Consider the following 22,333-nt stretch of genomic DNA (forward strand, 5'->3'; position numbering starts at 1 on the left):
AGCCTGAATCCCTGCGCGGGATTCGATTATATTGCCACCAGGAGGAACCATACGCGATGATTCCTTCTGGTGGTTAGTAAGGTACGGCACTAAAGGCGGGATGACGCTTAGTCCACCTGCCGCACCTTTATTATAGCATATTGGTTCGTATATGCAAGAGGGGACAGGTAAATTTTTGCAATATTTAGCTTTTGTTAATTTTTGGGATGCACCTCACGCATTGTCACTGGGCGGTCTCTTTGCTATACTAGGAGACATACAGGAATGAGGTGGGAAATTTGTTTCCTTTCATGGACAGGAAGAAGGGCAGCTGGCGTGCGCCGGTGAACGACAGCGGCGAGCTTGTCGGCTACAACGACCTCGCGCGCGTTTCCTTCGGCATACGCACGGTGCACTACCTCGTGCGCGAGACGATCCAGAATTCGCTCGATGCGCGAAGAGAGGATGCCGAGGGCGCCGTCCTCGTTTCCTTTCAGTCGTTCGACATCCCGCGCGAGAAGTTTCCGGGGCGCGAGGATTTTCAGAATATCCTGGAGCGATGCTTCCTCAGCAATCGTGAGGACAAGAAGTGCCGCGAGGCTTTCGAGCGTGCCGCGGACGTCCTTAGGGCGGAGCGAATTGCCGTCCTTCGCATCAGCGATTTTCGCACGCGCGGGCTTGAAGGGGCGCTCGCAGGCGAGAAGGGTTCGCTTTGGAGCGGACTCGTCAAGGAGCAGGGCTTTTCCGTGCAGAAGGAAAATGACGCGGGTGGCAGTTTCGGCATCGGCAAGGCGGTCGTCTACAGCTGCTCGGAGCTTCGCACGGCGTTCTTCGCCTCGTTGGACAAGGATGGCGTGGAATCGTATACGGGCGTCGCGAAGCTCGTCTCCTACAAGGATGAGAAGGAGCGCTGGACGACGGGCACGGTCTACTACAGCGACGAGAACAAGAAGGCGCTCTTGGACATCTTCACGCTCGATCCTGCCTTTCGGCGGCGCACGAGCGGCACGGACATCTTCGTCATGGGACTCGTGCCCATCGAGGGCCTGGAGCAGGAGATGATCCGCGCCGTTCTCGACAATTTCCTTCTTGCGATATGGCTGGGCAATCTGGAGGTGGAGATCGGCGATCATCGCATCACGAAGACGAGCCTCGGGCTTTACGCGGATTCGCTTCCCGTCGAGAAGACGGCGGGAAGTCCGCATCATAAGGAATATTATGAAGAGAACCGCATGATCCAGCGCTACGCGCGCATGCTTCTAGGCGAGGACGAGGCGACGCAGAGGATCGAGCTTCGTGCTGCAGAGTACGGTGCGAAGTACGGCTTTCCCGACGGCGCGGCGACGCTCTTTTTGACGCGCGGCGAGGGGCTGAACCGACGCATCCTCATGTCGCGTCACATCGGCATGAAGCTCTTCGAGCAGAAAGGCTTTCCGAGCGGCATCGACTTTACGGGCATCTTCCTCATCAAGGAGAACGCGATGGGACAGGCGTTCCGCCGCATCGAGGTGCCGTCGCACGACGCGTGGGAGCCGGGCGTCGTGCAGGACGCGGCAGAGGAAAAGCAGGCGAAGGAGATGTATCTGGGGCTCAAGCGCTACCTGAAGGAAAAGGTGCGCGAGCGGCTGATGGCGGAGGAGGAGCGCGGTGTCGACGCCTTCGGCGCGGGCGATTTCCTGCCTGACTTGGAAGATGCGGCCGTGCGCCGCGCCCTTGCTGCACGAAAGGGAAAGCGCCGGGAGGAGCTTCAAAGCTGTATTGAGAAGGTTCGGAAGAAGAAGGCGGCGGCGTCGCGCCTCTCGCCGCTCCACATGCGCTCTTTCTGCGTCGAGCGCGAGAAGGGGCGCTATCGCTTGAGCCTCATCGCGCCGCGAAAGGCCGAGCGCGTGCGCCTGGAGCTTTTTCTCGCGGGCGAGCAGACGGATGTTCCCGTCAAATTGCTCGCGGCCTCGCTTTCGGGCAGAGCCAGGGCGAAATTGGCAAGGTTCGAGAAGAACGTCATCGAGCTGCAGAATGTCGCGAAGGGCGCGAAACTCTTTGTCGACTATACGATGGACTATCGTGACTACTGCCTGATGGAGGTGAAGTACGTTGAAAATCCGGGGGCGTCTGGCGCCGTATCCGTTGCTGGCGAAGACGAATGACAGCTACCGCAAGTCGTCGTTCGACGGCATCGCCGAGCTGAAGGCGTCGGGGAAAGAACTGCGCCTGGAATTTCGCGCCGTGCTTCGCTGTACTTCGCTCCGAAACCTCGTGCGTGCAGGGCTTGCGGGCTATGCGCTGCACGTCGAGTCGCCCGTCACGTCGTATCGCCGCCTCTTTGAGTTCAACGATGCGCCGTTTCATCTGACGCTGGCGGCGGACGAGGTGCGCGTCTCTCTGCAGGTCACGCCGTTCGTCGTCGCGAAGGCGGCGATCGAGGGATACGCGAGCGATGATTTTCATGAAGCCTACGAAGGGCAGGTCTTTTCCTTCGCACGCGGACATATCCTCGCCGTCGATCAGACGACGGAATTCCTGCTGCAGGCGCATGACGAACGTGAGACGCTTCCTTCCATCGTGCGCGTCGAGCCTTTGGGGCGCGAGGCGGGCGAGGCGGCGCTTCGCGTCGACTGCGGCTCGGATTACATCGTCGCCCGCCTGCCGCAAGGCATGTACGACGCTTATCGCCGCTACGCGAAGGGAGTCTACAGCGCGACGTTCCTTTCGTGCGTCGTCCAGCCGGCTCTCACTGCGGCGCTCGAAAAGCTGCAGGGTGCGCTGCGTGCGGGCGAAGAGCCGAGGACGCGCTGGCGGAGGGTGCTCGTGCACCTCTTGGAAGAAGAGAAGATCGATCTCGCGGCGAAGGACGCAGAGCCTCTTGCCGTCGCCCAGCGCCTCCTGCGTGACCCGCTGAACCGCGCCGTGCAGGAGTTGGAGGATCTGGCGCAGCGCGAGGAGGTGGGCGCATGGAACTGAGCTTCATGACGCAGGCGGGCATCGACGATATGAAGACGCATGTCGAAGAATATGCCGCGATGTATCAGAGCGCGGACAATGCGGCGATGCTCGCGCATCTTTCGGCGCGCGGCTATCTCGAAAAGACGGAGCTTGCCGCACTTTCGCCCGTCGAGCTTCTGACAGAGGGCGACTTTGCCTCGACGGACGTGGAGAACGTGCGGCGCATTTACGGCGCATGGCGCACGCTCGCGCCCTATACGGCGGCGGATGAGCGCTTCTGGGCGGGGCTTTCTCACACGCTCTTCTGGCGCTACATCCATTACCGCAAGGAAAAGGATTTCGGCGAAGTCAAGGCCGCTGCGCTTCGAAGCGATTTCTTCTTCGCGCAGGGACGGCGCCGCTCGCTCTTCGTGAATCCGATCGCCCGCCTGTGGTGGGCGGGGCACATGGTCTTCGATGAGCGCCGCCGCGATCCGTTCGAGCTTCTGCCCGTGCTCGCGCAAGAAGCGTTCGCCTCGCAGCTCGTGCTCCTCGCTTCAAGCAGCCTCATGAGCCGCAGGGAGACGCGCTTCGCCGTGCTCGCGCTCCTAGAGCGCTTCGAGCGCAGTGGGAGGAAGGTCAAGCGCGAGCATCTGCAGGCGCTCCTTGCGCGCCTCAACGCAATTTCCTCGCTGACGCTCGTCGACATGCTCGCGCAGGAGGAGATCGAGAAACGGTTGGAAGGAGTGCTTTTCCCGCTGTTCGAGAATCGGAGGGATTGATATGCCGGAGGGGATTTTTACGTTCGATGAAATAAAACGGCGATTGCAGCCAGTTTTTACCAGCCATCGGATTCGTCAGGCGATTCTTTTTGGTTCTTACGGCAAGGGGACGGCAACGCAAAAAAGCGATGTGGATTTGTTGGTGGACAGCGATTTGCGCGGACTGAAATTCATGGGTTTCGTGGAGGAGTTGCGCGAAGCTTTGGACGATAAGGATATGGATGTGTTCGATGTCGCCCATATCGAGCCGAAGTCTCGGATTGCCGAGGAAATTAAGCAGACGGGGATCGAGATTTATGCGCGATAAGATCACGAATCGCATCGTTCATGACTACGAAGGCGTGAATCTGCGTCTTATCTGGGAGATTGTCTCTGACGACATGCCAGCGTTGAGATGCGAATTGAACGGTATGAAGAAGCGGTTTGGCGAGAGCGGGCAGGTGTACTGACGCTCGTCGACATGCTCTCGCAGGAGGAGATAGAGAAACGGTTGGAAGGAGTGCTTTTCGATGGAAAATGACGTCGTGTTTCAGCGCCGCAGCATAAGGAAGTATCAGGCGAGGCCGGTCGAGCCGGAGAAGGTCGAGCGCATCCTGCGCGCCGGGATGCAGGCGCCGTCCGCCTGCAATCAGCGGCCGTGGGAGTTCTTCGTCGTCGAAAGCCGCGAGAAGATCGCCGCGCTCGCCAAGGTCACGCCCTATACGGGCTGCGCGGCAGGTGCACCGCTCCTCCTAGCGCTCGCTTACCGTACGGAAGGCCTGACCGTGCCGCGCTTCTCGCACATCGACATGGCAGCGGCGCAGCAGAACATCTGGCTCGAAGCGACGTATCTCGGCCTCGGCGGCGTCTGGTTCGGCATCGCGCCCTACGAGGAGAACATGAAGAAGGTGGAAGAAATCCTCGAAATGCCCGCGAACCTCAAGGCGTTCTCCCTCTTCGCCCTCGGCTACCCGAATGAGAGAAAGCTGCACGCAGACAGGTTTGAAGCGGAGCGGGTGCATTATGTGAGGTGAGGGACGGAGGGGCTATAGTTCTACATTAAAAGGATGAGACTGTGTCTTGACAATATGATATATATATCATATTGTTAATTGGAGAGTACTCGATGAATTTTGAAGTGCAATTTTATGAAACGGAAGACGGTCAGTGCCCTGTCGAAGAATTTCTGCTTGGATTGAACGTCAAGATGCGAGCGAAGATACTTGGCTTCATGCAAATCCTTGAGGAGAAGGGTGTTGAACTGCGTGAGCCTTATACCAAGCCTTTGGATGATGGAATTTTAGAGTTGCGTTGCTCTTTTGCTGGCAACATCACACGTGTAATGTTCTTCTTTTACATCGGTGGAAAAATTATTTTGACAAACGGTTTTGTTAAAAAGACGCAGAAAACGCCGCCTGCAGAAATAGAGATAGCAAAGAAGAGAAGAGCTGATTATATTCGCCGTTTTGGGGAGGGTGCAGAATGAAAACATTGCAGGATTTCAAGCGGGAGCAAATGAAGAATCCTGCGTTTGCCCGTGTATATCAAGAGATGGAACCGGAACGTAACATTATCCGTGCCATAGTGGAGGCGCGCATCGCGCAGAATCTGACGCAGAAGGAAGTTGCGGAGAAAACCGGCATTGCTCAAGCGGAACTTAGCCGAATGGAAAATGGTTTGAGGAATCCGTCCATAAAATTGCTTCAACGCTTCGCAGAAGGTCTTGGCCTAGTTCTCAAGATATCTTTTGAACCGAAACAGGATGTGCAGGCATGAAATAGATCTATCTTTTCATAAGTGATATTGACATTAGACAGAGCTTAAGGTATACTTCCTGCTGTGAGGCGTTTGACGCGCTTCACCTTTGAAAGGCTTTATTATGAAAGTCTAAGAAGTCAAGCTGAAGGCGCAGACTGATTGGATGACTTTCATTAAGGGCGGCGCGCAATGTCCACAAAGTGGACGTTTGTGCGTGTAGTTCATACATAGTCAAGGCGCTCGCGAGAGCTTAATAGGGAAATCGGTGCAAGCCCGATGCGATCCCGTCACTGTGATGCGGAGGATGTTCCATGATGTCACTGGAGGAAACTCTGGGAAGGCGGAACAGACGATGATGCAGAGCCAGGAGACCTGCCTTGATTTGTGAAACCACACCTTCTTGCGAGCGACAGGAAAGGGTGTCTTTTTGATGCTCTTCGTCCTCCCTGCAGGCTGTGGGGAGGTTTTTTTGTATCAAGGAATCATGTAGCAAGCAAGTAAAGGAGTCGTTCAAGGATGGGTAAGCAGAGAAAGAATTGGCTGGCTTTGGCAATCGTGGGGGCATTGACGGGCATGAGTCTGCACGGCAGTGTTCATGCGGCAGAGGCTGATGGGGAGGAAACGGCGCACGAGCTGTCAGAAACGGTCGTGGAGGCTGGACGAGCGAAGCTCGCGGGCGGCCTTGTCGAGCGCAGGGAAAACATCGGCCTGCTCGGCTCGAAGGACGTCATGGAGACGCCGTTTCAAGCGATGACCTTCGGCAAGAAAGCTTTGGAGCAGTTCAGCGTACCCGATCGGACGATTCTCGACACACTTTCCTTGAGCCCCGCCGTTCGCGTCGGCCAAGGTGCAACGGACAGCAATGTCACGATTCGCGGACTCAGCTCCAACGGCAACAAGTGGTATATCAACGGTGTGCCCGGCATGGCGCATCAAAAGGATATGACGGCGAACTTCATTGACAGCGTCACCGTGATTGCGGGACCGGCGCTCGGTGTACGCGGCACGACAGCGGGCTGGCAGGAAAATGCGGGCGGCGTCGTCGATATGATTTCCAAGAAGGCGTCGGCGAAGGGTGATCGCGAGGCGAAGCTCTCGTTTCACGGCAAGAGCTATGTCTCGCAGTCGGTCGATCTCGGTGAGCGCTTCGGCGAGAACAAGGAATGGGGCATGCGCTTCAATGTCCTGCAGGGGCAGGGTACACTGTCGGTCGATCATGCACGCATGTGGAAGTGGGGCGTCTATCTGAACCTCGATCACAAGACGGCGAACAGCACGACGAATTTGCTTATGGGATACGACTATACGCGCCAGCGCGGCGATGGAAATAGCTTGAGTGTAGCAAAAACTCTCAAGAGTCTGCCGAAAGCGCCCAGCGGTTCGGTCAACTTCTCCCCGGATTGGGCGGAGGATACGTATAACGATTGGACGTTCATTCTGAACCACGAGCAGAAGCTCAGCGAACATGCGAAGGCATTTTTGAATGCTGGGTATCACAAGGAAAACTATACGAGTTGGATTCAAGGTTACGGTCGTACGCTGCTCAATCTGGATGGAGATTATGCCTCTTTGCGGTCATCTGGGTACGGTAGCGGCTATTCGCAATGGCCTGTAGCGCATGAGACGAAGTATATCGGCATCGGCGTCAAGGGCGATTTCAAGCTTGGCGAATGGAAGAACGATTATGTGCTGAGTCTTGACAAAATGTGGTTTCGGCGTGAAGTCATAGGGAATTACGGTTCTGATCCTTCGGATATCTACGTCCCAGCACCCGGTAATATCTATCATTCCAATTCCACACCACTTCCCGCGCCGTTGCCCAAGCACACATTGAAGACGCAGTACAATCTGCAGATGCTTGGTTGGCATGTCGTGGATACATTTACCGCGCCAGGAGATAAGTTTGGCATTACGCTCGGTCTGCACGGGCATCGCGGCATCCGCGCGAGAAACTATGCGGGCAGCAGTGCGTCAGAAATCGATGCGAGCGCGACTTGCCCGACAGTTGCCGTCACGTATCAGTTCACGCCGCAATTCATGATGTATGCGAATCACAGCGAGAGCTTTGACGAGGGGACGGTCGTCGGCTCCAGCTATGCAAATGCAGGCGAGACGATTCCGCCGGCAAAGACGAAGCAGAACGAGGTCGGCGTCAAGTATCAGAGCAAGGGGCTTTTGCAGACGCTTAGTTACTACAATATGCGCAAGCAGGGAACGAACGATGTTTTGCGGGGCGGCTTAAAATATTTGGAAATCGATAAGGAGCAGAAGTATTTGGGCGTTGAGTATTCGGCCGTCGGCAAGATTTCGCCGCAGCTCGATATGATCCTCGCGCTGAATTGGCTGCAGGCGGAGCAGACGGACGGCAATTCCGTCCTGGGGTTGCCGAAGTGGGCAGGGACGGCGGCGCTCGTCTATAAGCCGACGGAAGATCTCTCGGTCATCGGACGGTTGAACTACAGTGCCAAGGCGCGTATTCGCCACAGCGATCCCTTGGATGTGCCTGCTTATACCACCTTCGATCTGGGACTGAATTATAAGACAAAGATTTCGAGCAAGGATGTGACGTTCTCCCTGATGTGCAATAACTTGTTTGACAAGCGCTACTGGTATGCTTCAGGAAGTTCTATCGCTTTGGGCATGCCGCGTACGGTTTCCTTGTCGGCGAGCTGCGATTTCTGATGTATGGAAATGTTTGTTCATTCGTTAGGTCTTTTCTTTGAGAAGATGGTGTGATGAGGCGATTGTATATGGGCGGCGTCCTTCTCGGTGCACTTTTCCTTTTCGCGCTTATTCGAGCGGGTTTCTCCTATGGCGGTGAACGGGAGGCGCTGCAGGCGGATGGGTTTGCTGTAGAAAATTATGATTCGGCTCTGCGACCGCATGTTTATCACTATTCAGAGCATCCGAAGCGTATCGTGGCGCTTTGGCAAAATTCCATTGAGACGTTATTGGCTTTGGGAGTGGCAGACCGTATCATCGTCGCGGGAGGGGTGTCGAATACGGATGTCCTTGCGCCGGAGAACGTATCAGCTTATGAAACGATTCCGCTGCGGCTCAAGCAAGTGCCCGATGTGGAAACGATGCTGACGCTGCAGCCCGATCTGATCGTCGGCTGGCTCTTCGACTTTACGCGGCAGAGCAACGGCGTCGGGCGCAGCGATTTCTGGGAGAAGCGCGGCACGAACGTCTATATGACGACGATGAACGGCGCAGACTTCAAGGACGTTCATACGTTGGAAGACGAGCTGAGATTCATTCGTGATCTCGGCACGATCGTCGACCGCGAGGAAAGGGCGGCAGAGATCGAGCAGGAGATTCGCGCTGAGATGACGCCCGTAATGCAGGGGAAAAGGCTGCGCGTCCTCGTCGTATCTTCCGTCGCACGCCAACTGACCATCTATACGCCGCGCACGCTCGCGGGCGACCTCTTGGAGCAGCTTGGTGCGGAGGTCTTGGGCGCAGATCGTCAGATGGTGGGCGAGGACGAGTTCATCAGCTATGAGCAGCTTTTGCTGCTCAATCCCGATGTCATATTTGTCCAGTCCACGTCGCCGCACGATCAAGGGCCGCGCGAGCAGCTGCTGGCCAATCCCGCGCTTCATCGACTGCGTGCCGTGCGGGAAGGGCACATCTACTGCGTGCCCTTCTATCTCATGCGCTGCCCGGGCGTGCGGGTATTAGACTGCATCCGCTGTTTCAAGCACGGATTGCAGGAGGCCGCTGCATTGGAGGGGGACGCTGCATGAAGAAAAAAATGTGGGAGAGCAGTCTTTCCTCATGGCTCTTGAGCGGGCTGCTCATCGCATCCGTCTTGTGCGCCGTCACGGTCGGCACAGTCGACGTCTCCCTTGCGGAGGCTTTCGGCTCGATCGTCTATGGTATCACGGGCTGCGAGAGTTTTGCCTCTTATGGCGACAGCGCTGTCTATGACATCATCTGGCTGCTGCGCCTGCCGCGCATCGTGCTCGCTATGCTGACGGGTATGGGGCTTTCCGTCTGCGGCGTCATCATGCAGGCAATCGTGAAAAATCCGCTGGCCGATCCGTACATCTTGGGCATCTCCTCGGGAGCGTCGCTCGGAGCTACGGCGGCGATCATGCTGGGAATTGGCGCTTTCCTCGGCGAGAATTTCGTCGGGCTTGCAGCCGCCGGAGGCGCTTTTGCAGTCTCCATGGGCGTCCTCGTCCTTTCGGGCGTCGGCGGGCATTCCAGCCCCGTCAAATTGCTGCTCTCGGGCATGGCGCTGAGCGCTGTCTGCAGTGCGTTTTCGAGCTTCATCGTTTATTTTGCCAACAATCGTGAAGGCATGCAGACCATCGCCTATTGGCTCATGGGTAGTCTGGCGAATGCCAAATGGGAGAATCTCGCGGTGATCTGCCCGATCATCGTGCTCGGCACGGCGTTCTTCTGGACGCAGAGCCAGATCTTAAACCTCATGCTTGTGGGCGATGCTGCTGCCATTACTCTAGGCAGGAATTTGACGCGCTATCGCCATGGCTATCTTGTCTTGTCGTCCTTGATGGTGGGCTTCGTCGTCTATTCTGCGGGCATGATCGGCTTCGTCGGCTTGATTTGCCCGCATGTCATGCGCATGCTCACGGGAGCGGAGCATAGGAGGCTTTTGCCCGCCAGCGCCTTTGCCGGTGCGATCCTGCTCGTCTGGGCGGATGTGCTGTGCCGCACGATCCTGCCGCGAACGGAACTGCCGATCGGCATCCTCGTCTCACTGGTCGGTGCGCCGTGCTTCGTCTATCTGATGGTGCGCCGCAGCTACGGCTTCGGCGATGCCGAATGAGAGGGCTTCGGCGCACGCAATTGTTCTCTGGACAAAAGACGGGCTGTCATACGGAGCGGAAAAAGCTTCGTATGATAGCCCGTCTTTTCTGCGCTTTCGAGGATTTTGTAAGATTTCTTGTCGTGCCCCTTGACAGTGCAGGCGGAGATTCGTATAATATAAACCATACTGATTTTATATGAATTATCAACCGCCTACTTCTGAGGAAGCGGCGATTGGTTCGTCGACGTGGTGGGAAGCTTCCTGCCATGCAGAAAGAAGGGGTATCATGTCGGAAGAAAAGAATCATGCGGCCGTCGAGGAGACGGCGCAGGCGGCGATTGCGAAGAGCCGCCAAAGCGGACAGGGCAGGCAGTTTGTCCTGTGGTTTCTCGCGCTCATTGTCGGTGCCGGCCTTGGTTGGCTGAACGTCGGGCCTTTGAACGAACTGTTTGATTTCGTTGCGACGGTGTTCACGCGCCTCTTTCAGTTCATCGCCGTGCCGACCATCGCTCTCGCTGTCATCACGACACTTGCGGCGCTTGGCGCGAAGAAGGATACGGGGCGCATCTTTGCTCATGCTGTCACTTATACACTGTTGACGACCATTTCGGCGGCGACGGTCGGACTTGCACTCTATGTGTGGATCGCGCCGGGCAACTTGCCCGCCGAGGTCATCGGTGCGGGTGCAGCCGATGTGCCGCAGAAGCTTGGGACGCTTTCCTACTATGACCACATCCTTTCGGTCATTCCGAACAATTTGCTGCAGCCGTTCCTCTCGGGCAACGTGCTCTCCGTCATGCTGATTGCGGCATCTGTCGGGTTAGCGCTCGCCTTCATGCCAAAGACGGAAAATCGTACCGTGCTGTTGAAGGCGCTCCATGGCGCACAGGAGCTTCTCTTCACGCTGATCCGTGCACTGCTATACGTTCTGCCCGTCGGCATTCTCGCCTTTGCCGCGCAGCTCTCGGCACAGATCGAGGCCGGTGTCATCGTCGGTGCGCTCGGCAAGTACACGGCTGTCGTCCTCGGCGGCAACCTCATCCAGTTTTTCATCATCCTGCCGCTCTTCCTCCTCGTGCGCGGCCTCAATCCGCTCCATGTCTTCCGCAAGATGGCACCGGCCGTCGCCGTGGCGCTCTTCACGAAGAGCTCGGCAGGCACCCTGCCCGTGACGTTGGCTTCGGCGGAAAAGAATCTCAAGGTGAATCCGACCGTTTCGCGCTTCGTCCTGCCGATTTGCACGACGATTAACATGAACGGCTGCGCGGCTTTTATCCTCGTGACCTCGCTCTTCGTCATGCAGAATGCGGGCTTCGAGATTACGCTCGGCACGATGGTCACTTGGCTCTTCGTCGCCGTCCTCGCTGCTGTCGGCAATGCGGGCGTGCCCATGGGCTGCTACTTCCTGACGCTCTCCTTGATGTCCTCGCTCGGTGCGCCCCTGGGGCTGATGGGCGTGATCTTGCCGATCTACACGATCATCGACATGATCGAGACGGCGGAGAACGTCTGGTCCGATGCCGCCGTCTGTGCCATGACGGATCACGATCTCGAAGGAACGCTCGACGACGAAGAGGCGCACCCAGCGGAAATTTGAAGGAAGCACGAAGGCGTCCTCAGCCGTTTTTAACGTTGCTGTAGAAGACGATTGCGCCGAGCGTGTAGCCGGTGAGCATGAGAACTGCCATGGGAATCGCCGTATGGTCTCCTGCGATGCCGACGAGGGGCATCATGACGCCGCCGAGCACCATGGAGAAGAAGCCGATGAGCGCCGACGCTGCGCCCGCGTTCCTGCCTTGGCGTGAGAGCGCGAGCGAGAAGCTCGCCGTGCCCATGACGGAGAGCGGCACGACGGTGATGAAGAGCAGGACGATGGTGAGCGCGAGCGGGGCGAATCCCGCAAGGAGGGAGGCAAGGAGGAGCGCACTGGAGACGAGAGGCACGAGGAGCGAGGCCTTGAGCATGGAGATGTCCTTGATGCGTCCGGCGAGGCGTGCGGGCAGAAGCCCTGCGAGGAAGAGTCCCGTGCCGATGCCGCCGAAGATTAGGCTGTAGCCTTGCGCCGAGACGCCGTAGATGTTCTGAAAGACGAAGGAAGAGCCGGCGATGTAGGAGAAGAACGCGCCGAAGACGAAGCACTGCACGAGGCAATGTCCGAGAAAGTAGCGGTCGCGAAGGAGAGTGGGAAAGGCATGGAAACTCGCCGTCATGCTCTTTTGGCGCGCCCCTTCGGCCAGCGTCTCGCGCGTCTTGAGCGTCCATACGGCGAGGAGGACGCCGATAGCGGCGAGCACGGCGAAGACGATGCGCCACGAGGAGAAGACGAGGAGCTGTCCGCCGGCGACGGGAGCGAGGATCGGCGCGAGTCCGTTCACGAGCATGAGGATGGACAAGAAGCGCGTGAGTTCGACACCCTCGGCTACGTCACGCGCGATGGCACGCGCGATGACGATGCCGCTCGCGCCCGCAAATCCCTGCAGAAAGCGCAGTGCGAGAAAAGGTTCGATGGAGCTTGCATAGAAGCAGCCCGCCGAGACGATAGCGAAGGCGACCATGCCCGCAAAGAGCGGTCGTTTGCGCCCGTACATATCGCTCAAAGGCCCGAGGAAGACCTGCCCGATGGCCATGCCGAACAGCGTCATCGTCAAGGTCAGCTGCGTCGCCGAGGTTGAGGCGGAAAATTCTGCTGAAAGCTCGGGCAGAGCAGGCAGGTACATGTCGGTCGCCAGCGGTGCCATAGCCGACATTATGCCTAGAAAAATAGTCAGGCTTATGCGGCGGCGTTTTGTCATTTTCATAAGTACACTTCTTTCTAGCAGATATTCCATTAAAATACAGAGGGAACAGGGTTTTCCAGTTCGAGGGTCGTCGGATTGAAAAAATTAGAAATCGTTGGCTTTATCTCTTGACTAAACCATTGTCCTAGAGTATAATTAAAAGCAAGAAGAGAGGCTCCGTCGGACTTTCGAAAAATCGGGATAAGACGGAAGCCCAAGGGATGTCCTCCGCCATAGGGGACAACAATCGGGTGGAGCCGAGGATTGGAACTGACCTCGCACAGCGTGCAGTACATTCGTACAAATCGATGGCTTTCAGCAGCCCGCGTCTCCCTTACAGGAGAAGCACGATGCACACGGCGCGGATCAAGCCGCTCTTGGTACCCTTGGGGAGGGCGTCCCGTCCAAGACCTCATCCCTTCATTTGCGCCGCGTTCTGCGGCGTCTTTTTTTTGTCCGTGCAGGATCGTAAATAGAAAGAAGGGACGGGAAAGCCCCGACCCTTCCTCGCTTGCCGCCTTGCGCGGCATTTTCTTTTTGTGTGCGCCTCACTTGTCCTCGCGATAGAGGCGTGCGATCTCGCGCTTGGCAATCTTGCCCGTCGAGGTGCGCGGCATTTCAGGAATCTGGCAGAACTCGCGCGGTACCTTGTAGACGGCGAGATTTTTCTGCAGGAACTTCTTCAAGGTGCGCATATCGACCTCTTCGTTCTTCTTGACCGTGTAGTAGCAGGCGCCCGCTTGCCCGCGCAGAGGATCGGGAATGGCGATGACGGCGGCGTCCTCGATGCCGGGGAAGGAGTAGACGAGTTCTTCAATCTCGCGCGGGTAGACGTTCTCGCCCATGCTGATGATCATGTCCTTGATGCGGTCGACGATGTAGACGAAGCCGTCCTCATCCATGCGCGCGATGTCACCCGTATACAGCCAGCCGTCCTTGAGCGCACGAGCCGTCGCCTCGTCCTGATGCCAGTACCCCTTCATGACGGTCGGCCCCTTGACGAGAAGCTCGCCCGTCATGCCGCACGGAAGCTCCGTGCCGTCGGTGTTGGCGATGATGACTTCAAGACCCTTCAAGGGGACGCCGATGGAGCCGGGGCGGTAGTGACGCGGCGAGTCCATCGTGACGACGGGAGAGGCCTCGGAGAGTCCATAGACCTCGTAGATCGTGAGTCCGAACTTTTCGCGGTAGGCGGCGGCGATTTCCTGCGGCAGCGCCGTGCCGCCGATGCCCGTCAGACGAAGGCTCTTGAGGTCTTCCGCCTCTGCCTGACGCGTGAGGATGGCGCAGACGGAAGGCACGGCATACATGATGGTGACCTTCTCGTCGCGGATGGCGCGGATCGTCTCCTTGGGCATGAAGCCGTTGACGATGACGATCGTGCCGCCGGCTGTGAGCGTCGCGAGGACGGAGCACGTCCAGGCGAAGCAGTGGTACATCGGCAGCACGCAGAGCACGCGGTCGTTCGGCGTGATGGCGTGATGCTCCATGACCTGATGCGCGTTCGTGCACTGGTTTCGGTGACTGAGCACGGCACCCTTGGGGGCGCCGGTCGTGCCCGAGGTGTAGATGATGACGCAGGGATTTTCCTCTGAGAAGATGTTCGAGAGTTTCGGCGCGGGCATGGCGCTCGCGGGCTTCATGACGTCGAGGAGGGGCAGCTGACAAAGCTCGCCGCCGTATCCCTGCTGTCCGAGGTGGGATTCGAGGGGCAGCTCCTTTTCCGTCACGAGGTGACGCACGCCCGCGTCCTTGATGATGTAGGCGACTTCGCGCACGCTGAGCTGGTAGTTGAGCGGGACGGCGACAGCGCCGAGCGAGTTCACAGCGAGGTAGGCGACAAGGAGTTCGACGCGGTTATGGGAAAAGAGCGCGACGCGATCGTGCGCACGGATTCCGGCGGCGTAGAAGCGGTCGCGCGAGGCTCTCAGGGCTTCGCGCAGTTCGTCGTAAGTGATGCGGCGACCGCGGTCGATGACGGCGATGTCTTCGCCGCGCCCGTTTTGCAAGATTTCGTGCAGTAGCATGGAACACATCCTTTATCTCTTATCTCTGAAAAAAACATTGCTCATAGCTGAATTTTAAGGCCTAAAGGTCTATAAGTCAACTGAAATTATCATTGTATGGATTGACAAAAACGGCGTTCGATGCTAAATTTAAGATAGTATTAAGCTATGCCTTGGATAGTGGAGGTTTATGCCTGTATCAAGGGGTGCGAAAAGGAGAGAGCGATATGAGGAAAATCTTTGCCTTGCTGCTTGCTGCATTCGTGGCGATTGCAGCCGCGGGGTGTACGACGAATGGGCAGGACGCGAGCAAGGTCGGCAGCGCAGAGCCGGGTTCCGGAAACCGCAAGATCACGATGGGCTACTCGCAGATCGGCGCCCAGTCCACATGGCGTGCCGCGCATACGGCGTCGATCAAGCAGGCAGCGGAGGACGCGGGCATCGAGCTGCAGTTCTCCAACGCGGAACTCAAGCAGGAGAATCAGATTCGGGCGATCCGCTCGTTCATCGCGCAGAAGGTCGACATCATCGCCTTCTCGCCCATCGTGGCGACGGGTTGGGATGAGGTGCTGAAGGAAGCGAAGGCGGCGAAGATTCCCGTGATCATCGTCGATCGCGACCTGCAGACGAACGACGATAGCCTCTACATCATGCGCATCGGCACGGATTCCGTGCGCGAAGGGCGCGAGGCGTTCCGCTGGCTCGATGGCTACATGCAGGAAAAAGGGAAGAAGCCGCGCGACGGCGGTGCGAAGTTCAACATCGCCGAGATCAAAGGCCCTGCAGGTTCGTCCGTTGTCGAGCGACGCGACACGGGCTTTCGCGATGCGATGACGGCGTCGCCGAACAAGGACGCTTATGAGATTCTCGTCGCACAGAATTCGACGTTCCAGAAGGACGGCGGCAAGCAGGTCATGACGGAGATGCTCAAGAACTACAAGGACAAGATCGACATTCTCTTCGCGCAGAACGACGACATGGCACTCGGCGCGATCGAGGCGATCGAGGCGGCGGGATTGAAGCCCGGACAGGACATCGTGATCGTCTCGTGCGACGGCACGCGTGCGATCTTCCAGGCGATGATCGACGGCAAGAGTAACTGCACCGTCGAAGGCAACCCGTTGCAGGGTCCGCTCTTGATGGAGATGGCGAAGAAGGTCTTAGCCGGCGAGAAGGTCGAGCGCACGGTCTTCGTCAAGGACAGCGTCTATCCGGCAGAAATCGCCCCGATGGCGATACAGGAAAGAAAATATTGATGGGAGGGGGCGCAAAAGCCCCCTTTTTATATATGGGTATTGTAGTGTACGATGCTTGATACTATAATAGGAGTGCGATGACTTTGATGGAGTTTCCTGCTGAAGAAGGCTGCATGAAGGAACGGTTGCTGCAGACGATTCGACAGCGCTGTGCGGGACGAAAAATGCAGTGGACGAACCACATGATGTTTAGGATCATGCAGCGGGGAATTTCGCTGGCGGATGTTTCTCATGTGCTGCAAACGGGGGAAATCATTGAGATGTATCCGACCGATTATCCTTATCCCAGCTGTCTTGTTTCGGGGTATGTGGAGAATCATGCGTGCATCCATGTTGTTTGTGGAGTCGGCCCATGCGACCTCCACCTTATTACAGCATATCGTCCCGATCCTGAGCAATGGGATGATGATGGAAAAATCAGAAAGGAGATATCGTCATGAATTGCTTCGTCTGCAGAGGATGGATGAAAGAGGAGAAGACTGCTTTCATGGTTGAGATTGACAAGCAGATCATCATTGTCAAGAATGTTCCTTCAAGACGCTGCACGCAGTGTGGGGAAACGACGTATGCTGACGATGTCGCTCACGAATTGGAACGAATCGTCAACGAGTTGCGCAAATCTCCTGTGGAGGTTTCCATCGTCGACTATGAAGCAAAACCGGCGGCATGATGACAGGCAAGGCGCGGCGTCTGATGGCCGCGCCTTTTTCTTGACTTCTCGGGCTTTCATGATAGAATAGTATAATAAGGAGGAGAGGAGAGACTCTCTGATCTGGAGGAGGTTCACTTTTGCTTACGTTATTGATGGTGCTTGATGCGCTTGTCGCCATACTCCTGATTGTTGCCGTCTTGGGGCAGGAGCCTAAGTCTGCGGGCATGGGCGGCTTCGACGGGGGCGGCGGCGATACCGTGTTCAGCGCGAAGGCGCGCGGCATGGATGCGCTCTTGGCGCGTGTGACAGTCGTTCTGGCGGTGCTTTTCGGTGCGATTACGCTCGTGATTGCCAAGATGACGATGTAGGGCGGCCATAGAGCGCAGAGGGGTTCTGCGCTTTCTTGGCAGCTGTTTGCGGCGGACGCTCGGCAAAAGGCCGGGCGTTTCTTTCTATTGGAGGGGCGCGGCCTGTGGGACTTTTCTGGCTACAGCCTTCGAGGGAGGGGTGCAGCGATGATCATCGAGGGAGCGGAGCCTTTCCTTTTGCCAGGCGGCCCGCACGGCGTGCTGCTCCTGCATGGCTTCACGGGCATGCCGCCCGAGATGCGGCTTCTCGCTGAGGCGCTCTATCGTGCAGGTCATACGGTGCTTTGCCCGCGCCTCGCCGGGCACGGCACGAGTCCCGAGGATCTGGCACATACGGATGCTGAGGACTGGTACGATTCGGCTCTCGACGGCTATGCGATTCTTTCAGGGCTCGTGCCGCGCATTTCTGTCGTTGGACATTCGATGGGGGCTTTGCTGGCGCTTCGTCTCGCGGCGCAAAAGCGCGTCACGGGCGTCGTGACGCTCGCCGCACCGATCTTCATTGACGAGGGGCGCGGCATGAAGCACCTGCCGCCGCGCAGCGCGTGCATCGGCAGGTTTCATCCGAAACTGCGCAAGTCTCTGCGCGACGTGCCCGAGTTCTGCAATGTGACGTATGACAGGATGCCGCTCGTCGCCATCCACGAACTCGTCGGCTTCATCGAGCATGTCAAGGCGCTCTTGCCAAAGGTATATGCGCCGCTCCTCCTCGTGCACTCGCTGCACGACCGCACGGCGCACAGGAGAAGCCTCCGCTATATCTATGACCATGTGGGGGCGGCGCATAAGGAAGTTCTTTGGCTCGTGCGCTCGGGTCATCTCGTGATGCTCGACGCTGAGCGACGGGCAGTCTTTCGGCGTACGGCATCGTTTTTGCGCGAGATGGGGAGCGTTTGAGAGAATGGGGAAGGAAACGATTTATGCCATACGAAAAGATCGGGCAGGGTGAGGACTACTGCTTTGCCTGCGGACCGAAGAATCCCATCGGACTTCATTTGGAGTTTCAGCTGGCGGACGGGAAATTCCGGGCGCGCAAGGCGCTTTCGCCCGAGTACCAGGGATACAGCGGCATCGTGCACGGCGGCATCGTCACGACGCTGCTCGATGAGGCGATGGGCGGCTATCTCTACGACGGACTCGGCGAGCGGGCTGTGACGGCGCGTCTGGCCGTGCGCTATCGAAATCCTGCGCCCGTCGGCGAGGAGCTTTTGATCGAGGGATGGGAGGAGAGCCGCCGCAAGGGGTTCGTGAACATGCGCGCCAAACTTTCGCTCGCTGACGGCACTGTGCTTGCGGAAGCGACGGCGAAGATGGCGCTGGTAGGAGAAATGAATGGAACAAAATGAATTGCAGGAGCGCATCGTAAACTACATGCGCACGGCGGCGTACAAGCCGCTGACGGCGGACGATCTCGCCGCCGCCATGAACCTCGCGCAAGAAGAACTCGCGCTCTTTTGGACGGCTTTGGAAGAGCTGGAGAAGACTGCGGCTGTCATCAAGACGCGTCACGAGCGCTTCGGCGTGCCCGAGCGCATGAACCTCGTCGTCGGCAGGCTCTCGATGTCGGCGAAGGGGTTCGGCTTCATCATCCCCGAGGTGCGCGAGAAGGAGACGGACAGCGACATCTTCGTGCCGGGCGTGAGTCTTGGCGGCGCGATGAACGGCGACCGCGTCGTCGCGAGGATTTCGCCGTCGGAGATTGCTGGACGCTCGCGCGAGGGCGAGATCATCCGCATCGTCGAGCGAGCCAACGAGCAGATTGTCGGCACGTTCGAGGAGAGCCGTCACTTCGGCTTTGTGACTCCCGATGACAAGAAGATCGGGCAGGACATCTTTATCCCCAAGGGCGCCGTGCATGGCGCAAAGGCGGGCATGAAGGTCGTCGTGCGCATCACGAAGTGGCCGGCGGGCAGGAGGAACGCCGAGGGCGAGGTGGAGGAAATCCTCGGCCGCGCGGGCGAGCCCGGCGTCGACGTGCTCTCCGTCATGAGCCAATACGGGCTTTCGGAGGAGTTTCCCGCCGATGTGGCGGCAGAAGCGGCAGCGATCGAGGACGCCGTCTCGCCAGAAGAATTCAGCGGCAGGCGCGACCGCCGCGGTTTTCGCATCGTGACGATCGACGGCGAGGACGCGAAGGACTTGGACGACGGCGTTTACGCCGAGCGGCGCGCGGACGGCAGCTTCTTCCTCGGCGTCTACATCGCCGACGTCAGCTGGTACGTGCGCGAGAATTCACCGCTCGACCGCGAGGCGCGTGCACGCGGCACGAGCGTCTACCTCGTCGACCGCGTGATTCCCATGCTGCCGAAGAAGCTGTCGAACGGTATATGCAGCCTGAACGCGGGCGAAGACCGCCTGGCGATGGCGTGCGAGATGGAGATCGGCGCGGACGGACTCGTCAAGAGCTACGAGATTCTGCCCGTCGTCATTCACGTCTATCGTCGCCTGACCTATACGCTCGTCAACGAGATTTTCGCCGAGGGAGCGGATGCGGTGCGCACGGAGAATGCCGACCTCCTGCCGCTTCTCACGCCTCTTCGCGAGGTGCATGACGCGATGGAAAAGGCGCGGCATGAGCGCGGTTCCATCGGCTTCGACGTGCCCGAAATCAAGGTGAAGCTCGACGAGAGCGGCAAGCCCGTCGCGCTCATCAAGCGCACGGGGTCGCTCGCAGAGTCGATGATCGAGCAGTGCATGCTCGCGGCGAACGAGACCGTCGCGGAGCACATGGAGAAGAAGGAGCAGCCGTTCCTCTACCGCGTGCACGAGCAGCCGTCGGACGAGAAGATCGAGCGGCTGAACAATCTTCTGGCGACGTTCTCACTGCACCTCGTGCCGAACGAGGCGGGCGAGGTAGCGCCGAAGGACGTGCAGCAGGTCTTGGAAAAGGTCAAGGGAAGGCCTGAGGAGCGCATCGTCAGCGCCGTCTCGCTGCGCTCGATGCAGCAGGCGCGCTACGCCGACGCGCCGCTCGGCCACTACGGACTCGCTGCGCGTCACTACACGCATTTCACGTCGCCGATCCGCCGCTATCCCGACCTCATCGTGCATCGCCTGCTGCGCGAGACGTTTGCGACGGGCACGATCGCGTCTGAGCGGCAGGAACGCCTGAGGAGCCTCCTGCCCGAGATCGCTGAGCACACCTCGGCGCGTGAGCGCATCGCCATCGAGGCAGAGCGCGAGACGCAGGACATGAAGAAGATCGAGTACATGGCGCAGTTTGTCGGCGACGCTTTCGATGCCGTCATCAGCGGCGTCACGGCGTTCGGCATCTTCTGCGAGCTGGAAAACGGCGTCGAAGGACTCGTGCACGTATCGAGCATGGTCAACGACTACTACGAGTACCGCGAAGACCTCTACGCGCTCGTCGGCGGTGCGACGCACGTCTCCTACCGCCTCGGCGAGCCTGTGCGCGTCGTGCTCGTGCGTGCCAATATCGCCGAGCGCAACCTCGACTTCATCTTGGAGGACAACGGCGTCTTTGTCGCTGCGAAGAAGAAGCCCGAGGAAGGCGGCGTAAAGCGTGGTGAATCTTTGAAAGAAAAGGGCGCGAAGAAGGATGCACGCTCGAAAAAGGGCAGAGGTCGGAAGGCGGCGAAAGAAAAGCGTACGGATGAGATCATCGCTGATGTGAAGGGCGACAAGCGTCCGGAGAAGACATCCGCCCCTGCGGAAACGGGCGAACACAAGCCGCACGGTAAGGGACATAAGGGGGCGAAGCCGCACGACAAAGGGCGCAGCGCGAGGAGGCCGGAAAGATTCCAGGCGGAAAGGCAGGGCGCTCTCGCCGACGAGTCGAGCAGCAGCCGCCCCAAGGCGTTCTGGATGAAGCCGCCGAAGGACTTGCGCAAGAAGGGCAAGAAGTCTGCGCCCAAACCGGAAAAGAAGCGCCGCCCGCACAACAAGACGCAGCGAGCGACAGCGAACAGCGATTGATGCAGGGATGCTGCAGGAAGCGGCGATTGCCGCATAAAGAAGCAGGGGGGAAGCGATGGGACGCAAGAACGACGGCGTGAAGATCGTCGCGGAAAACCGCAAGGCGCGTCACGACTATTTCATACACGAAACCTTTGAGACGGGACTCGTGCTGCAGGGCACGGAGGTCAAATCCCTGCGTGCGGGAAGAGTGAACCTCAAGGACAGCTTCGCCTCGATCAAGAACGGCGAGATCTTCGTGGAGAACATGCACATCAGCCCCTACGAGCAGGGCAACATCTTCAACCACGAGCCGCTGCGGAAGAGAAAGCTCCTCATGCACAAGGCGGAGATCGTCAAACTCTTCTCCAAGACGCGCGAGAAGGGCTTCACGCTCGTGCCGCTGAAGCTCTACTTCTCGAAGGGCAGGGCGAAGCTCGAACTCGCACTTGCAAGCGGCAAGCACAATTACGACAAGCGCCGGGATCTGGCGGCAAAGGCCGCCAAGCGCGACATCGAGCGCGCCTTGAAGGATCACGGCAAGGGTCGGTGAATACAGCAAAAAGAGATGGCGGACGCCATCTCTTTTTGCTATAATTTCCTTAGCGGAAAGGGTCTTGCGACTTGATGTTTGCGGCTTTGATGAGAAGAGGAATCCATCCATGAAGATACAATATGCAAAACTTGCGGTAAAGAGCATTGAGACGATGGACAGGCCGACGAAACAGCGCATCAAACAGGCAATTGAAGGTCTGCCGCAAGGCGATGTGAAACGACTCAAGGGGAGTGACGGACTCTATCGGCTGCGCGTTGGAGGTTGGCGAATCGTATTTTCGTATCCTGCAAAGGATACGCTCTTGATTGAAAAAATTGCGCCGCGAGGCGATGTCTACAAGGGAGGTTTCCTGCTATGACGGTAAAAGCTCAGATTGTGGAGATGATAGAGTTCATTCCGGACCGCGAATTGCCGATTCTTCTGGAGGTCGTGAGGCGATTCTTGCCGAAAGAGATGGAGGATTTTGCGTCAGAGGACGACAGGGAGGCGCATCACATCGCTATGCAGGAATATATGTGTGGAAAAACCGTATCGCATGATGATATCGACTGGGAGTAGCCGGTATGTTGACAACTCGATTAAATGCGTTGCTTGCTGGACGGACGG

Annotated in this window: 25 protein-coding genes and 1 riboswitch; of the genes, 22 read left to right on the forward strand and 3 right to left on the reverse strand. The window is 58.1% G+C overall.

What is annotated here, in order from left to right; all coding sequences use genetic code 11:
* Positions 1 to 290 precede the first annotated feature (290 nt).
* From SELSP_RS01305 to SELSP_RS01355, 12 genes are all read left to right on the forward strand, one after another.
* Positions 291 to 2,123, forward strand: coding sequence for a hypothetical protein (locus SELSP_RS01305; protein ID WP_006193820.1), 1,833 nt, complete (start codon positions 291 to 293; stop codon positions 2,121 to 2,123).
* Positions 2,071 to 2,937, forward strand: a complete 867-nt coding sequence (locus SELSP_RS01310) for a hypothetical protein (RefSeq protein WP_013740537.1) — start codon at positions 2,071 to 2,073, stop codon at positions 2,935 to 2,937. Before SELSP_RS01305 ends, SELSP_RS01310 begins: the two co-directional genes overlap by 53 nt.
* Positions 2,928 to 3,680 carry a DUF6339 family protein gene (locus SELSP_RS01315; protein ID WP_006193818.1) on the forward strand — a complete coding sequence of 251 codons (753 nt, stop codon included), beginning with the start codon at positions 2,928 to 2,930 and terminating at the stop codon, positions 3,678 to 3,680. The genes SELSP_RS01310 and SELSP_RS01315 overlap by 10 nt, the downstream gene beginning before the upstream one ends.
* Before the next feature lies 1 nt (position 3,681).
* Positions 3,682 to 3,987: a nucleotidyltransferase family protein gene (locus SELSP_RS01320; RefSeq protein WP_006193817.1), complete on the forward strand. Its 306-nt coding sequence runs from the start codon at positions 3,682 to 3,684 to the stop codon at positions 3,985 to 3,987.
* Positions 3,977 to 4,129 carry a HepT-like ribonuclease domain-containing protein gene (locus SELSP_RS12060; RefSeq protein ID WP_006193816.1) on the forward strand — a complete coding sequence of 51 codons (153 nt, stop codon included), beginning with the start codon at positions 3,977 to 3,979 and terminating at the stop codon, positions 4,127 to 4,129. Before SELSP_RS01320 ends, SELSP_RS12060 begins: the two co-directional genes overlap by 11 nt.
* 60 nt (positions 4,130 to 4,189) lie before the next feature.
* Positions 4,190 to 4,693: a nitroreductase family protein gene (locus SELSP_RS01325; RefSeq protein WP_006193815.1), complete on the forward strand. Its 504-nt coding sequence runs from the start codon at positions 4,190 to 4,192 to the stop codon at positions 4,691 to 4,693.
* Positions 4,694 to 4,785: 92 nt separating this feature from the next.
* A complete protein-coding gene (locus SELSP_RS01330) occupies positions 4,786 to 5,145 on the forward strand; it encodes a type II toxin-antitoxin system RelE/ParE family toxin (RefSeq protein WP_006193814.1) in 360 nt (119 codons plus the stop codon).
* Positions 5,142 to 5,435, forward strand: coding sequence for a helix-turn-helix domain-containing protein (locus SELSP_RS01335; RefSeq protein WP_006193813.1), 294 nt, complete (start codon positions 5,142 to 5,144; stop codon positions 5,433 to 5,435). The genes SELSP_RS01330 and SELSP_RS01335 overlap by 4 nt, the downstream gene beginning before the upstream one ends.
* Positions 5,436 to 5,635: 200 nt before the next feature.
* A riboswitch (cobalamin riboswitch) is annotated at positions 5,636 to 5,811 on the forward strand.
* A 122-nt stretch (positions 5,812 to 5,933) separates the two neighbouring features.
* Entirely contained in the window at positions 5,934 to 8,099 is a 2,166-nt protein-coding gene (locus SELSP_RS01340; RefSeq protein WP_006193811.1) for a TonB-dependent siderophore receptor, read from the forward strand.
* Positions 8,100 to 8,152: 53 nt separating this feature from the next.
* The gene (locus SELSP_RS01345) at positions 8,153 to 9,166 is read left to right on the forward strand and encodes an ABC transporter substrate-binding protein (RefSeq protein WP_232362389.1); all 1,014 of its coding nucleotides are present in this window, start codon (positions 8,153 to 8,155) and stop codon (positions 9,164 to 9,166) included.
* On the forward strand, positions 9,163 to 10,215 hold the full coding sequence (locus tag SELSP_RS01350; protein ID WP_006193809.1) for a FecCD family ABC transporter permease: 1,053 nt from the start codon (positions 9,163 to 9,165) through the stop codon (positions 10,213 to 10,215). The genes SELSP_RS01345 and SELSP_RS01350 overlap by 4 nt, the downstream gene beginning before the upstream one ends.
* Before the next feature lie 268 nt (positions 10,216 to 10,483).
* Positions 10,484 to 11,794 (forward strand): dicarboxylate/amino acid:cation symporter, encoded by a 1,311-nt coding sequence (locus SELSP_RS01355; protein ID WP_006193808.1) that lies wholly within the window; start codon positions 10,484 to 10,486, stop codon positions 11,792 to 11,794.
* 19 nt (positions 11,795 to 11,813) lie between these two features.
* Here SELSP_RS01355 and SELSP_RS01360 read toward each other — a convergent pair whose 3' ends face one another.
* The 3 genes from SELSP_RS01360 to SELSP_RS01365 are packed head-to-tail and all read right to left on the reverse strand — an operon-like array spanning position 11,814 to position 15,001.
* The gene (locus SELSP_RS01360; RefSeq protein WP_013740538.1) at positions 11,814 to 12,995 is read right to left on the reverse strand and encodes a multidrug effflux MFS transporter; all 1,182 of its coding nucleotides are present in this window, start codon (positions 12,993 to 12,995) and stop codon (positions 11,814 to 11,816) included.
* Between the two features lie 29 nt (positions 12,996 to 13,024).
* On the reverse strand, positions 13,025 to 13,504 hold the full coding sequence (locus tag SELSP_RS12145; RefSeq protein WP_006193806.1) for a hypothetical protein: 480 nt from the start codon (positions 13,502 to 13,504) through the stop codon (positions 13,025 to 13,027).
* An 18-nt stretch (positions 13,505 to 13,522) separates the two neighbouring features.
* Positions 13,523 to 15,001 carry a class I adenylate-forming enzyme family protein gene (locus tag SELSP_RS01365; RefSeq protein ID WP_006193805.1) on the reverse strand — a complete coding sequence of 493 codons (1,479 nt, stop codon included), beginning with the start codon at positions 14,999 to 15,001 and terminating at the stop codon, positions 13,523 to 13,525.
* Positions 15,002 to 15,207: 206 nt separating this feature from the next.
* On the opposite strand from SELSP_RS01365, the gene SELSP_RS01370 reads away from it, so the two are divergent.
* From SELSP_RS01370 to SELSP_RS01415, 10 genes are all read left to right on the forward strand, one after another.
* Entirely contained in the window at positions 15,208 to 16,236 is a 1,029-nt protein-coding gene (locus SELSP_RS01370) for an ABC transporter substrate-binding protein (RefSeq protein WP_006193804.1), read from the forward strand.
* Positions 16,237 to 16,322: 86 nt separating this feature from the next.
* Entirely contained in the window at positions 16,323 to 16,676 is a 354-nt protein-coding gene (locus SELSP_RS01375) for a DUF4258 domain-containing protein (RefSeq protein ID WP_232362394.1), read from the forward strand.
* Entirely contained in the window at positions 16,673 to 16,906 is a 234-nt protein-coding gene (locus tag SELSP_RS01380; protein WP_013740540.1) for a type II toxin-antitoxin system MqsA family antitoxin, read from the forward strand. The genes SELSP_RS01375 and SELSP_RS01380 overlap by 4 nt, the downstream gene beginning before the upstream one ends.
* 134 nt (positions 16,907 to 17,040) lie before the next feature.
* Positions 17,041 to 17,256 (forward strand): preprotein translocase subunit SecG, encoded by a 216-nt coding sequence (secG, locus tag SELSP_RS01385; RefSeq protein WP_006193800.1) that lies wholly within the window; start codon positions 17,041 to 17,043, stop codon positions 17,254 to 17,256.
* A 147-nt stretch (positions 17,257 to 17,403) separates the two neighbouring features.
* Positions 17,404 to 18,153 carry an alpha/beta hydrolase gene (locus SELSP_RS01390; RefSeq protein ID WP_006193799.1) on the forward strand — a complete coding sequence of 250 codons (750 nt, stop codon included), beginning with the start codon at positions 17,404 to 17,406 and terminating at the stop codon, positions 18,151 to 18,153.
* A gap of 23 nt (positions 18,154 to 18,176) precedes the next feature.
* On the forward strand, positions 18,177 to 18,602 hold the full coding sequence (locus SELSP_RS01395; RefSeq protein WP_006193798.1) for a PaaI family thioesterase: 426 nt from the start codon (positions 18,177 to 18,179) through the stop codon (positions 18,600 to 18,602).
* The gene (gene rnr, locus SELSP_RS01400; RefSeq protein WP_006193796.1) at positions 18,589 to 21,192 is read left to right on the forward strand and encodes a ribonuclease R; all 2,604 of its coding nucleotides are present in this window, start codon (positions 18,589 to 18,591) and stop codon (positions 21,190 to 21,192) included. Before SELSP_RS01395 ends, rnr begins: the two co-directional genes overlap by 14 nt.
* Positions 21,193 to 21,247: 55 nt before the next feature.
* A complete protein-coding gene (gene smpB / locus SELSP_RS01405) occupies positions 21,248 to 21,724 on the forward strand; it encodes an SsrA-binding protein SmpB (RefSeq protein ID WP_006193795.1) in 477 nt (158 codons plus the stop codon).
* Positions 21,725 to 21,833: 109 nt separating this feature from the next.
* Positions 21,834 to 22,085 (forward strand): type II toxin-antitoxin system RelE family toxin, encoded by a 252-nt coding sequence (locus tag SELSP_RS01410; protein WP_006193794.1) that lies wholly within the window; start codon positions 21,834 to 21,836, stop codon positions 22,083 to 22,085.
* Positions 22,082 to 22,285 (forward strand): hypothetical protein, encoded by a 204-nt coding sequence (locus SELSP_RS01415; protein ID WP_006193793.1) that lies wholly within the window; start codon positions 22,082 to 22,084, stop codon positions 22,283 to 22,285. The genes SELSP_RS01410 and SELSP_RS01415 overlap by 4 nt, the downstream gene beginning before the upstream one ends.
* Positions 22,286 to 22,333 lie beyond the last annotated feature (48 nt).

Source organism: Selenomonas sputigena ATCC 35185 (assembly GCF_000208405.1).
In the GTDB taxonomy this organism is placed as follows: domain Bacteria; phylum Bacillota; class Negativicutes; order Selenomonadales; family Selenomonadaceae; genus Selenomonas; species Selenomonas sputigena.